The sequence below is a fragment of the Loktanella sp. M215 genome (assembly GCF_021735925.1).
In the GTDB taxonomy this organism is placed as follows: domain Bacteria; phylum Pseudomonadota; class Alphaproteobacteria; order Rhodobacterales; family Rhodobacteraceae; genus Loktanella.
In genome coordinates, this window is sequence record NZ_WMEA01000001.1 from 3,974,060 (window position 1) to 3,986,910 (window position 12,851).

Consider the following 12,851-nt stretch of genomic DNA (forward strand, 5'->3'; position numbering starts at 1 on the left):
ATACGATGCTCGATACAACCATTGCGGACCAGACGCAGACGTTTCTGGACGACTTCGGCGCGGCCCTGGCCGCCGGTGACGCGGACCGCGCAGCGGCGATGTTCCAAAGCGACAGCTACTGGCGCGATCTCGTGGCCTTCACCTGGAACCTCAAGACCGTCGAAGGCCCGGACGGTGTGCGCGACATGCTGCACAGCCAGTTGGCGCAGGCGAAACCGTCGAATTTCAAACTGCAGGAGGGCGAGATCCCGACCGAAGACGGCGGTGTGACGACGGCCTGGATCACGTTTCAGACGGCGCAGGGGCGCGGCTGGGGCCTGATCCGCCTGAAGGACGGCAAGATCTGGACCCTGCTGACGGCGTTGCAGGAGCTCAAGGGGTTCGAGGAACCCAAAGGCCATGCCCGCCCGATGGGGGCCGCCCACGGGGCAGAGAAGAACCGCACCAGCTGGAAGGAACGGCAAGAGGCCGAAGCCGCAACGCTGGGCTATGACACGCAGCCCTATACCGTCATCGTCGGCGGCGGTCAGGGTGGGATCGCCCTTGGCGCGCGGCTGCGGCAGCTGGGTGTGCCCACGATCATCATCGAAAAGAACGACCGCCCCGGCGACAGCTGGCGGAAACGCTACAAGTCGCTCTGCCTGCATGACCCGGTCTGGTACGACCATCTGCCTTACATCAAGTTTCCCGAAAACTGGCCGGTCTTCGCCCCCAAGGACAAGATCGGCGACTGGCTGGAAATGTACACCAAGGTGATGGAGCTGAACTACTGGACAAGGTCAGAAGTCACCTCTGCCAGCTATGACGCGGCGAGCGAAACCTGGACCGTCGAAGTGGATCGCGACGGCGAAAAGGTCACGCTAAAACCCACGCAACTGGTGCTGGCGACGGGCATGTCCGGCAAGAAGAACATGCCGACCTTTCCCGGGCAGGACCAGTTCCGGGGCACGGTCCAGCATTCCTCCGAACACCACGGCCCCGATGACTGGACGGGCAAGAAGGTGGTCGTGATCGGGTCCAACAATTCGGCCCATGACATCTGTGCGGCACTTTGGGAAAACGGCGCCGACGTGACCATGGTACAGCGGTCGTCCACCCATATCGTGCGGTCCGACACGCTGATGGATATCGGTCTGGGATCGCTTTACAGCGAAGAGGCGGTGGCCGCGGGCATGACGACCGAAAAGGCGGACATGATCTTTGCGTCGCTGCCCTACCGCATCATGCACGACTTTCAGATCCCGCTGTATAACCAGATGCGCGAACGCGACGCGGATTTCTACAAGGGGCTTGAGGACGCGGGCTTCAAGCTCGATTTCGGCGACGACGAGTCGGGGCTGTTCATGAAGTACCTGCGCCGCGGGTCGGGGTATTACATCGACGTCGGCGCCAGCCAGTTGATCATCGACGGCAAGGTCAAGCTGGTGCAGGGCCAGATGAAGGAATTCAGCGAAACCGGCGTGATTCTGGCCGACGGCACCGCGCTGGACGCGGACCTTGTCGTGTTGGCCACGGGCTACGGTTCGATGAACGGCTGGGCGGCGGACCTGATTTCCCAAGAGGTCGCGGACAAGGTCGGCAAGGTCTGGGGACTGGGGTCCGACACGACCAAGGACCCCGGTCCGTGGGAGGGCGAGCAGCGCAACATGTGGAAGCCCACGCATCAGGATCACCTGTGGTTTCACGGCGGCAACCTGCACCAGTCGCGGCACTATTCCCTCTACCTCGCCCTGCAATTGAAGGCCCGGATGGAAGGTCTGGCGACCCCGGTCTACGGCCTGCAAGAGGTCCATCACAAGGGATGAGCGGCAAACAGGGGGCGCGCGCTTGGCATCGCTGCGCGCCCCCTGTCAGGCCCCGCCACACGGTGCGGGCGGTGGTGACCGATGGCACCGGACCGTTGCGACACGAAACCCTTTTGACGTGACGCAAAGGCAGATCTTCAGACGCGAAACATGTCGTCTTTCTAAGGTCGCAAAAACCGTACGTCCGGTCAGGTTTCGGCGCGGGCCCAGCGCGAAAGCGATTGTCCGTAGGTGTCGACACCCGAGAAATTCCCGAACACCTGAAGTGCAAGTTGCAAGGCGAGGCAGTCACTTTGCGCAGTCGCCGCTGCGCGGCTTTTAAGATCGGACAAGGACGCGAGTTTCTGTTTCGTGTGGTGTCCGATTTCATCCGGTCCGACATAGCCCATCGACCAGGTCGGGAATGACCGGGTTTCGGCATCACCTTCCCACATCAACGATATGCCGGAATGGCGGGGATCACGCTTGATCCGATCATAGCATCTTTCGACACTGGACCGCTCACCCTCCAGCACCTGAAAGAACAGCAAGTCATGATACATCAGGATACCTGTGATGCCGTCGTGCGTGTTGTGAAGCTGGGACACGGTCAGAATATCGGACAGGCGCGTGACGTCCAACGGCGCTGTCGACAGGCTGACGTAAGCAATTTGATAGGCCAATAGGATACTTCTTTTCGATTGTGCAACGCAGCATATATGCTGCCGGGACCAGCGATTGGATTGAAGCTGCTCAAGTCGCTTACGCAAAAGTCCACGCTGCGTTCGAATCTGCAAAGTGTCTAAAAGCGGAAGAGCCGGTCAAGCACAGAGCCCAAAGCGAAACGCATTTGACGTTCTATCATGGGGCGAACGGAGTGTCATCGCCTAAATTCAAGCGGTAGCGGGATCCGTGGCCCGTCACGCGCAGATGTGCTCTGGCGCGTTGGAAACAAACAGACGCCGCAATCCGATGACAGTCGGCCGAACGTGGCCGCCGAATGACGCGCGTTGAAATCGACGTGCGGACTTGCAACCGGCCCTGCTGCCGGTCAGGGTCCGCGGAACAACGACAGGCCGGGCCATGACGATCCTTTCCGCACTTTTTGACATACTGGGTCCGCAGGGCCTGCTGACCACTGACGCCGACATGGCCCCTTGGGGCCGCGACTGGACGGGCGCCTATGTCAGCGCGCCGCTGGCCGTCGCCCGCCCCGTCAGCACGGCGCAGGTCAGTGCGGTCATGGCCGCCTGCCACGCCAGCGGCACGCCCGTCGTCCCCGCCTCGGGGAACACCGGGTTGAACGGCGGTGCCGCGGCGCAGGGCGCGCTGGTCCTGTCGCTGGACCGGATGACTGCGATCCGCAGCATCGACCCCAATGCCCGCACGGCAGAGGTCGAGGCCGGCGTGGTCCTGCAACGCCTGCACGACGCGGCAGCGGACCACGACCTGATCTTTCCGCTGACCTTCGGCGCGCGCGGCTCTGCCATGATCGGCGGCGTGCTGTCGACGAACGCGGGCGGGTCGAACGTGCTGCGTTACGGCAATACCCGCGATCTGGTGCTGGGGATGACCGCCGTGATGGCGGACGGGCGGGTGATGGATCTGATGGGCCGGCTGCACAAGGACAACAGCGGGCTGAACCTCAAACACCTGCTGATCGGGGCCGAGGGGCAGCTGGGCATCATCACCGCCGCCACGGTGAAGCTCTTTCCGAAACCCCGCGCCTATGCCACCGCGATGGTCGCGGCAGCTTCTCTGGATGCGGCGCTGACCCTGCTGCACCGGGTGCAGGCCGCGACCGGCGGCGCCGTCGAGGCCTTCGAATACATGCCTGCCGCCTATATCGCCGGGCATCTGGCCGTTGTGGCGGGCGCGAAGCCGCCCTTTGCGCAGGCCCACGACGTGAACATCCTGATCGAGGTCGGCGCCACCGCCCCCGCGATGCGACGCCGCTGGACGACGGCACCGTGCCGATCGTGGCGCTGCTGGAGGACACGCTGGCGCAGATGATGGACGAGGGACTGATCCTCGACGCCATCACCGCCCGGTCGGAGCAGCAGCGCCGCGAGATGTGGGCGCGGCGCGAGGCCGCGGCCGAGATCACCTTTGCCCGCCGTCCCTTTGTCGACACGGACATCGCCGTGGCGCTGACCGACGTGGCCGCCTTTCTGGAGGAGGCGCGGCGGCGCCTGCTGGCCCTAGACCCCGCGGCGTCGGATCTGTCCGTGGCGCATCTGGGCGACGGCAACGTGCATTACACCGCCTATCCCAGCCGAGACGACGCCGACCTCAAGGCCGCGATCCGAGAGATGGTGGAGGACGTCGTGCAGGACCTGCGCGGATCGTTCAGCGCCGAACACGGCGTCGGCCTGTCCAAACTGGGCAGCATGGCGCGGCGCAAGGATCCGGTCGCGCTGGACGCGATGCGCGCGATCAAGGCGGCACTCGATCCCAAAGGCATCCTGAACCCCGGCAAGACCATCCCGCGATGATCCATGCCTTTCGTCTGACCCTGCGCGACCCGACGCTGCGGCTGATGCTGCTGGCGATGCTGCTGCACGGCGGCTTTGCGGCCTCGGTCGGCTCCTTTCAGTCGCTGATCGCGGTGACCGTGTTTGGCCTGTCGGACAACGGCTACGCGCTGATCCTCGCGGCGTCGCTGATGGTCTCGGTCACGGCGTCGATCGGGGTCGGCATCCTGACCGACCAGCGGCCCAGCCGCCGGGCGATGGCGCTTTGTGCCGCCGGGACGATGTGCGCTGGCGCGCTGCTGGTGCTGGCGGGGCAGTCGGCCACGGCCTTCGTGCTGGCGCATGTCCTGCTGCTGCCGGTGACGGGCACGCTCTTCGGGCAGTTGTTCGCCGTGGCGCGGCTGGTGACGGCGCCCCTGCCCCGCGCGGACCGCGACGGGATCATGGCGATCATCCGCGCGACCTTCGCGCTGCCTTTCGTCGTGCTGCTGGCGATCTGGGGGGTGCTGTTCGATGCAGGTGTGCCGCTGATCGCGGTCTATGGCTGGACGGCGCTCAGTGGTGCCCTGCTGATGGTGCTGATCCTGACGCGCTGGCCCCGCGATGCGCAGGCGCCTTGGACCGAGGTGAAATCCGGCCTTGGTTTTCGCGCATCCCTGTCGGAACTGACCCACGGCCCCGTCCTGCTGCGAGTCGGGCTGGTCGGCGCGATCCACAGCGGGGCGGCACTGTCGGGGGTTATCATCGGCCTGCTTCTGAACGCAGTGCCGGGGCGCGGCGCGGGCGACGTCGGCGCGTTCTTTGCCATCTTCGTGGCCATCGAAATCGCGGTGACCCTGTCCGTCGGCGCGCTGCGGCGGTCATTCCGCAGACTGCACATCATCGCAGCGGGGGTCTTCATCTATGCCGCCGGCATGGCGCTCTTGCCGGTGCTGGCGGACGGGCCGGGGCTGTGGCTGCTGTGCCTGCCCTACGGCATGGGGGGTGCGATGATCTATGCGTTGGCGATCGGGTACCTGCAGGACCTGCTGGGCAGCCGTGCTGGCGCGGGCGCGTCCTTGCTGGCGCTGCAACAGATCGCAGCACAGGGGCTGGGCGCGCTGGTCTTCGCTGTCGGCGCGGCACTGGGCGGTTACGGCCTTGCGGCGGTGATCGGCGCGACCGTCATGGCAATCGCGATGGTGGCCATCCTGTGGCTCGACCGTAACGCCCCGCTGGAGCCTTAGGCGAAAAAGTGCGGCCCTGCCCGGTCCAGCAGCTTGGCCGCCATCTCGCGGCCCATCTGCGGCCCGTCGGCAATCGGCCCGGTCATGTCGTCGGACAACACGCGGCTGCCATCCTCGCGCAGGATCTCTCCGCGCAGGCGCAGGTTGCCGCCTTCCAATTCCGCCAGGCCCGCTATCGGCGTCTCGCACGACCCGTCAAGGGCCAGCAGCAGCGCGCGTTCGGCGGCAAGGCGGTGACCGGTGGGCGTGTCGTGGATCGCCTCCAACATGGCGCTGGCGCGGTGATCGTCGGCCCGGCGTTCGATCCCGATGGCACCCTGCGCGATGGCGGGCAGCATGTCGTCGGGGCTGATCGCGTGATGCGGCACATCCTCCATCCCCAGACGGTTCAGCCCGGCCTGCGCCAGAAAGGTCGCCACGGCCACGCCGTCGTCCAGCTTTTTCAACCGGGTCTGCACGTTGCCGCGGAATTCGACGACGTTCAGATCGGGACGGCGCGCACGCAACTGCGCGCGGCGGCGCAGTGACGACGACCCGACCGTCGCCCCCTGCTCCAGATCGGCGATTCCGCGGGCGTGGCGCGACACGAAGGCGTCGCGCACGTCCTCACGCTCCAGATAGGTGTCCAGCAGCAGGCCGTCCGGTTGCAGCGTCGGCATGTCTTTCATGGAATGCACGGCGATGTCGATCGACCCGTCCAGCAGGGCCTCTTCGATTTCGCGCGTGAACAGGCCCTTGCCGCCGATTTCCTTCAGCGGGCGGTCCAGAACCTGATCGCCGGTCACCTTGATGATGACGATGGTGAAGGCCTCGAACGGCAGATCGAAGGCGGTCGCCAGACGGGCGCGCGTCTCGTTCGCCTGCGCCATGGCAAGGGGCGACCCTCGGGTTCCGATCTTGAAGGCGGCGGCGGGTGTGGGCAATGTCAGCGTCATGGGCCAAGTGTTAGCGGTGTCAATCCGGGTTGACAACAGGCCACCGCATTGCGACGAAACTGACAACATAAAGGACGCCCGATGACGAGCCAGAAGACCATTCTACGTGCCCTTGCCGGTGAGACCCTTGCCACACCGCCGATCTGGATGATGCGTCAGGCCGGACGCTACCTGCCGGAATACAAGGCGACGCGCGCGCAGGCGGGCGATTTCCTGTCGCTGTGCTACAATCCGGACCTCGCCGCCGAGGTCACGCTGCAGCCGATCCGCCGCTACGGCTTCGATGCGGCGATCCTGTTCGCCGACATCCTGCTGCTGCCGCAGGCGCTGGGGGCCGACCTGTGGTTCGTCACCGGCGAAGGCCCGCGCTTGTCCACGATCACTGATCAGGCAGGGTTGGACAAGCTGGGTCCGGTGGACGAGATCGACGCGGTCCTGTCGCCGGTCTATGAGACCGTCAAGATCCTGTCGCGCGAACTGCCCAGCGAGACGGCGCTGATCGGCTTTGCAGGGGCGCCCTGGACCGTCGCCACCTACATGGTTGCCGGACGCGGCACGCCGGACCAAGGCCCCGCGCACGCGCTGAAGAACGAAAACCGCCCGGTCTTCGAGGCGCTGCTGGACAAGATCACCCAAGGCACGATCCACTACCTGTCGCGCCAGATCGACGCGGGCGCCGAGGTCGTGAAGATCTTCGACAGCTGGGCCGGATCGCTGCAGGGCGAAGACTTCGCCAAATACGCGGTGGAACCCGCCCGCCAGATCACGGCGGCGCTGAAGGCGAAATATCCCCACGTGCCCGTCATCGCCTTCCCGCGCGGTGCCGGTGAAAAATACGAAGGGCTGCACAAGGCCATCGGGGCAGAGTGCATCGCGCTCGATGACGGTGTCACGCCCGAATGGGCCGCGGCGCATGTCCAGACGGGGGGCTGCGTGCAGGGCAACCTTGCATCATCCCACATGGTCACCGGCGGCGACGATCTGGTGCGCGAAACGCGGCGCGTGGTCGATGCCTTCTCGCACGGCCCGCATATCTTCAACCTCGGCCACGGCATCACACCAGAGGCGGACCCCGCCAACGTGCAGCTGATGATCGACACGGTGCGCGGCGGCTGATGTACGCGCCCGCAGCCTTTCGCGAGGACCGCGTGGCGGTGCTGCGGAAAGCGGCGCGCGACATCATGTTCGGCGCATTGGTCACCCAGACCGATGACGGCCCCGTCGTGACCCATGTGCCGATGCTGCTGGCCGGTCCCGATGACGCGCTGGTGCTGGAAACCCATGTCGCCCGCGGCAATCCGCACTGGCGCACGCCGGGCCCGACCGTCGCGATCTTTCAGGGCCCGCACGCCTATGTCTCGCCCGCGTTCTACCCGTCCAAGGCCGAGACCGGAAAGGTCGTGCCCACCTGGACCTACATCGTGATCCACGCCCAAGGGATGCTGGCCCCGGTGCAGGACGGCGACTGGCTGCATGCCCACGTCACACGGATCAGCGACGCGATGGAAGGCGACCGCGCGACACCCTGGGCCGTGGCCGATGCCCCGTCCGACTACATCGCCAGCCTCCAGCGCGGCATCGTGGGCCTGCGCATGCCCGTCGCCCGACTGGAGGGGGCCTGGAAGGTCAACCAGCACAAACCCGAGGCCGACCGTGCTGGCACCGCAGCAGGCCTCGCGGCAGCAGGAGAGATGGGGGCCGCTCTGGCCCGCGTCCTGCGTCCGGGCGGGTGATGCGGCTGCGGGTCCTTGCCATCGCCGGAACGGCCCTCGCGCTTCTGTCGGGCTGCGGGATGTTCAGCCGCCACAGCGCCCAGGACTGCATGGAACGCGCGATGTTCTTTGAATCCATCCGGTCCAGCCGCGATGGCATGATCGCCGTCGGCAGCGTGGTGATGAACCGCGTCGCGTCCGACCAGTACCCCGACTCGGTCTGCGGAGTCGTCGCGCAGAAAAACCAATTCGCCCCCGGCATCATGTCACGCAAGATGAACGGGCGCGGCCTGCCGCTGGTGCAAGAGGCCGCACGGTCGGTCCTGCGCGGCGAACGCCATCCCCTGACGGGCAACGCGATGTTCTTTCACGCGGCCAGCTACCGCGCGGGCTACGACAACATGCATTACGTCGTGACGACGGGCGGCAACGCGTTTTATGAACGGCGCGACGTCACCCGCGTCACGCAACCGGTCCCGCTGCCCGCGATCGAGGGGATCACGCATCGCTGATCGAAGCTTTGCGCGGCGGCATGCAGCGGCGTCGCACTGCGGGTGCGGCCGCGCACCGACCGCACCCCTTTGACCGTTGCCACGGCCCGCACGCGGGCTGCGGTCACGCGATCCCGTTCATTCCTGACGGAAGGACAGGATGTTGGAATTGTTGGCGTCCTCTGACCAGCAAAGATAGTCCGAATAGACCGATGCGCCGTAGAGGTAGAGATACCGGTCCTTGAACGACGCATCCTCGTAAGGGTCGAGGCTGATGCTGCCGTTGGCATGCAGCTTGATCGGGTTCCGCCAGCCACCTTTCAGGCCCCAGCCCGCATAGGAATTCGTCGCCAGCCCAGATAGCGGTCGTTCGGCGTGGTATCGCGGGCCAGATATTTCAGATCGCCGTCGTTCACGTATTTCACGAAGGACGCCGCATCCTTGTCGTCATAAAGGCGCAGGTAATTTGCCGCCGCGCCTTGCGTGCACCCCAGCCAGCCCTTCGGCTCGTTCGTCATCAGATCATAGGCGCGCAGATGAAAATAGGTCGAGGTGTCGCGCGCTGCGGCTTTCGCCAAGGCATCGGATTCGTCGGGATCAAAAGCAGTCAAAGTGTCAGACACAGGCTATCCAATCTCTCAAAAGTTGAGCCTTGGTATCCCGGTTGGCAGTCCGGTCCAAAGCGGCAGGACCCCCTGTCCTGCAACCTCAAGTTTATAAAACCAGATTAATTTAATCAATCTTAAATTGCATAATTACACCACAACTCCCGCTAAGCCATGTCCCTGCCCGCGGCAGACCATCGCCCGGATGCAAGTCGCCACGCCCCCCCGATTCGGGGACGTGGCGCAGGTCGGCCGCCGGATGTGCGTTTACTTCATCGCGACCGGAAACGGCCCCATGTATCCGACGTAGGCGCGGGTATCGGCGGCATCAGCGGCCTTGTCCTCGTCGCTCTCGCCGTAGGGGTGCTGGATCACGGCGGTCAGGTAGGCATGACCGTTCAGATCGGCGTACCAATCCACACTGGTCATCTCGGACCCGTAGGGCGACGACATGATCCGCGTCAGATCGCCGGTGTCCGTGTTCATCGTCCAGACCACGTCGTTCTGGTGGCCTGCACCCGTGTCTTCACCGATCACCAGCAACTTCTGACCGGGGATATAGGTGACGTTGTCGGGGTTCGCGATCCCGTCCACGTCACACTCGTTCCCGGCATACTCGCTGCCTTCGGCGTAGGTCGTGGGCACACCCGCGATCACCGCCTTCATGTCGGTCGCGACGAAAGTGTCGTCCAGCGACAGCTCGTAGACCGCACCGCAGGGGTTCTTGGCCACGCGCACGTCGTTGCTGCTGCCCATGTCCAGATCATCGCCGTCGGTCATGCCCTTGGCGACCTCTGACATCGCCAGATACAGGCTGTTGTTGTCGGGGTTATAGACGTTGCCCTCCATCTTGCGGAACTCGACCGTGGCCCCCAGCATCGACGCATAGCGGCGGGTTTCCAGACGCGAGGCGACAGCCTCCATCCCGTCCTTGACCTGCAGGCACTCCGCCCGGCCTTCGGCGGCAGAGGGCAGGAACCCTTCCGCGCAGGTGCCATCCGCGCCCATCTCGCCGACGTTGAAGATGTCCATGAATCCCACCTTGTCGTCGATGGCTTTCTGGATCGTCGCATCATCGGCGTGCCCCAGATCGACCCAGGAAATATCGGCAGCACCCGCACCGTCGTCGCTGGTCTGGGTCCACTTGGCGGCAAACAGCTGCCCCGCCGACAGATCGCCCGCGGTATCCGCGACATAGCGGAACAGGCCGACGTTGGTGCCGTCGTCAGAGATATAGGCGGTCTTCTGATCCGGCATCACATTCGCCAGCTCGACCGCGATCCGGCCCATCGAATAATGCTTGGCAGGCGTCGCCTCGCCCTCGGCCGTCACGGTCACCTCGACCGGGAAACCGTACTGGTAGGGGTTGTAGACACGGCGATAGTCGTCCAGCGACATGGTCGCCGGATCGACACCGAAATAGGCGACCATGGCATAGTTGTAATCGTCGATCTGATCGAGCGAGGTCGCTTCCGCATGGGCCCGCGCATCGGCGGGATATTCCTCTGATCCCAGATGCGTGTTCCAAGGCGTGACCGATCCGGCGCAAGGCACCCAAAGACCGCCGACGGACGAAAAGTCGATCGGCTTGGTGTCGGTGTAGGTCAGTGCGCCGTCCGCATCCTGCGCCACGGTCGACAGATACATCGCGGCAGGGCGAGATTCGAAATGGGTGATCGAATAGATCTTGTCGCCTACAGGCAGGAACGACGTGAAATCCGCATCAGGAGAGCCGTATTCGCTCTCACCCGTGATCGGGTTGCCGTCCTGATCGACCAGCTGGGCAAATGTGCCGGATCCGATGGTGTCGCCCGACCGGGCCAGCACGTGATAGCCGATGGTGGTGTCGGCGCCGTCAAGGGTGACGGTCTCGCTCGACAGGATCGACCGTTTCATCTCATCGGTGGTCGGCACCGGGATCGCCGAAAAGTTCATCTCGGCGGCGGCCAGCACGGGGACGGACACGATGGCGGTGGCGGCAAGCAGCGTTATGCGCAGGGTCATGGTTCAGCCTTTGGCAGGTTAACGATGTGGCAGGCATTAGGCCGCCGCCATGACCGCCGCGTGACAGTGGGGTAACGGTTCCATGACACACCTGCAGCCCCGCAGCGCTCTTTCATCTGACAAGGTAAACGCCCGCCCGAAGCGCCTGCGGCCACCAATGGCCCCGATCCTCGCTTTTTCCTCAAATACTCCCGCCGGAGGCTCCCGCCCCCTCAACCCGCGCGGTTGCCGCCCCGCGTCACACCCACTTCGCCAGCGGCGGCAGGCTCATCAGCACCGCGTTGGCGTCATGCCCTGTGGTCAGGCCGAACTTCGTCCCCCGGTCGTAGACGAGGTTGTATTCCGCATAAAGCCCGCGGTGGATCAGCTGCACATCCTTGTCCGCCTCGGTCCAGGGCGTATCCCGGCGGCGTTCCACCAGCGGCAGGTACGCAGGCAGAAACGCGCGGCCGATATCCTGCGTCAGGCTGAAATCGGCCTCCCAGTCGCCCGTCGCGTGATCGTCCATGAAGATGCCGCCGACACCCCGCGCCCGCCCCCGGTGGGGAATATAGAAATACTCGTCCGCCCAGGCCTTCAGCCGGGGGTAAAGGTCGACCCCGTGCGGATCCAGATGCGCCTGCTGCTGGGCGTGGAAATGCGCGGTATCCGCGTCGTATTCGATGCAAGGGTTCAGGTCGGACCCGCCGCCGAACCACGCGGCGTGCGGCGTCCAGAACATCCGGGTGTTCATGTGAACGGCGGGCGCATGCGGATTCTGCATGTGCGCTACCAAGGAAATACCGGACGCCCAGAACCGCGGATCGCTGTCCATGCCCGGCACGCCGCGGGCGGCCATGGCGCGCTGTGCGGCCTCGCCCAGCACGCCGTGCACGGTCGAGGTGTTGACGCCCACCTTTTCGAACACGCGCCCGCCGCGCATCACGGACATGACGCCGCCACCGGCCTCTGACCCGTCGTCGCTGGTGCGCCGCGTGACACTCCGCTCGAACCGTCCGGCAGGCAGATCAGCCGTGGGGCCGGTGGTCTGCGTGTCCTCCATCCCCTCGAAGGCGGCGAGGATCGTATCGCGCAGGGTTTCGAACCAGGCGCTGGCGCGCGCCTTTTCAGAGTCCATCGTTTCTGTCATGTGGCCCTTGCCCCGCTGTTATTGCATATCATCTTAAAGGGGGCGCATGGGGAATGCCAAGTCCATGCCAGCCCCACCGCCCCACCCGTCCGGAGAATGATGATGCGCCTGCTTTTCGCCCTTGCCCCGCTGGCCGTGCTGACCGCCTGCGCCACCCCGCAGCAGCAGTGCCTCAACAACGTGACCGAGGCGTTGCGCGTGAACACCTATCTGATCGCCCAGACGCAGGGCAACCTCAACCGTGGCTACGCGCTCGAGACGGAACAACGCCTGACGTCCAACACGAACATCTGCTACGCGCGCGACCGCAAGGGCGGCCTGTCGCCCGACTTCTGCGACGAACCGGCTTACCGCACCGTGACCAAGCCCGTCCCGATCAACCTGCGGATCGAGCGCGAGACGCTGGATCAGTTGCTGGCGAAACGCGCCGTGCTGGAACGGCAGTCCGCGACCGCCGTGGCGCAGTGCCGCGCGCAATATCCTGAATGACG

The 12,851-nt window shown here is 65.1% G+C and carries 11 protein-coding genes and 1 pseudogene; 7 read left to right on the forward strand and 5 right to left on the reverse strand.

Annotation, left to right across the window (positions count from 1 at the left end):
• The first annotated feature begins 5 nt into the window (after positions 1-5).
• On the forward strand, positions 6-1,805 hold the full coding sequence (locus GLR48_RS19520; RefSeq protein ID WP_237064188.1) for a flavin-containing monooxygenase: 1,800 nt from the start codon (positions 6-8) through the stop codon (positions 1,803-1,805).
• Between the two features lie 188 nt (positions 1,806-1,993).
• Here GLR48_RS19520 and GLR48_RS19525 read toward each other — a convergent pair whose 3' ends face one another.
• A complete protein-coding gene (locus GLR48_RS19525) occupies positions 1,994-2,467 on the reverse strand; it encodes a BLUF domain-containing protein (protein WP_237064190.1) in 474 nt (157 codons plus the stop codon).
• A gap of 400 nt (positions 2,468-2,867) precedes the next feature.
• On the opposite strand from GLR48_RS19525, the pseudogene GLR48_RS19530 reads away from it, so the two are divergent.
• Positions 2,868-4,279 (forward strand): annotated as a pseudogene (locus GLR48_RS19530) (FAD-binding oxidoreductase).
• Complete coding sequence (locus GLR48_RS19535; protein ID WP_237064198.1) at positions 4,276-5,484, forward strand: MFS transporter; 1,209 nt, start codon at positions 4,276-4,278, stop codon at positions 5,482-5,484. The pseudogene GLR48_RS19530 and the gene GLR48_RS19535 overlap by 4 nt, the downstream one beginning before the upstream one ends.
• Here the strand turns inward: GLR48_RS19535 and hemC are convergent.
• Positions 5,481-6,419, reverse strand: coding sequence for a hydroxymethylbilane synthase (gene hemC / locus GLR48_RS19540; RefSeq protein WP_237064200.1), 939 nt, complete (start codon positions 6,417-6,419; stop codon positions 5,481-5,483). The two genes, GLR48_RS19535 and hemC, sit on opposite strands and share 4 nt — an antisense overlap.
• 81 nt (positions 6,420-6,500) lie before the next feature.
• Between hemC and hemE the strand changes: the two genes are divergently transcribed.
• From hemE to GLR48_RS19555, 3 genes are read left to right on the forward strand one after another with little or no spacing between them, the layout of a single operon-like run.
• Positions 6,501-7,535 carry a uroporphyrinogen decarboxylase gene (gene hemE, locus GLR48_RS19545; RefSeq protein ID WP_237064206.1) on the forward strand — a complete coding sequence of 345 codons (1,035 nt, stop codon included), beginning with the start codon at positions 6,501-6,503 and terminating at the stop codon, positions 7,533-7,535.
• Positions 7,535-8,152 carry an FMN-binding negative transcriptional regulator gene (locus GLR48_RS19550; protein WP_237064208.1) on the forward strand — a complete coding sequence of 206 codons (618 nt, stop codon included), beginning with the start codon at positions 7,535-7,537 and terminating at the stop codon, positions 8,150-8,152. The genes hemE and GLR48_RS19550 overlap by 1 nt, the downstream gene beginning before the upstream one ends.
• A complete protein-coding gene (locus GLR48_RS19555; RefSeq protein WP_237064210.1) occupies positions 8,152-8,643 on the forward strand; it encodes a cell wall hydrolase in 492 nt (163 codons plus the stop codon). The genes GLR48_RS19550 and GLR48_RS19555 overlap by 1 nt, the downstream gene beginning before the upstream one ends.
• 299 nt (positions 8,644-8,942) lie before the next feature.
• Here GLR48_RS19555 and GLR48_RS19560 read toward each other — a convergent pair whose 3' ends face one another.
• The 3 genes from GLR48_RS19560 to hemF all read right to left on the reverse strand — a co-directional run bounded on the left by GLR48_RS19560 (position 8,943) and on the right by hemF (position 12,360).
• Positions 8,943-9,245, reverse strand: coding sequence for a hypothetical protein (locus GLR48_RS19560; RefSeq protein WP_237064212.1), 303 nt, complete (start codon positions 9,243-9,245; stop codon positions 8,943-8,945).
• Between the two features lie 249 nt (positions 9,246-9,494).
• The gene (locus GLR48_RS19565; protein WP_237064214.1) at positions 9,495-11,231 is read right to left on the reverse strand and encodes a PhoX family protein; all 1,737 of its coding nucleotides are present in this window, start codon (positions 11,229-11,231) and stop codon (positions 9,495-9,497) included.
• A gap of 238 nt (positions 11,232-11,469) precedes the next feature.
• Positions 11,470-12,360 (reverse strand): oxygen-dependent coproporphyrinogen oxidase, encoded by an 891-nt coding sequence (gene hemF / locus GLR48_RS19570; protein WP_237064216.1) that lies wholly within the window; start codon positions 12,358-12,360, stop codon positions 11,470-11,472.
• 99 nt (positions 12,361-12,459) lie between these two features.
• On the opposite strand from hemF, the gene GLR48_RS19575 reads away from it, so the two are divergent.
• Positions 12,460-12,849 carry a hypothetical protein gene (locus tag GLR48_RS19575; protein WP_237064218.1) on the forward strand — a complete coding sequence of 130 codons (390 nt, stop codon included), beginning with the start codon at positions 12,460-12,462 and terminating at the stop codon, positions 12,847-12,849.
• Positions 12,850-12,851 lie beyond the last annotated feature (2 nt).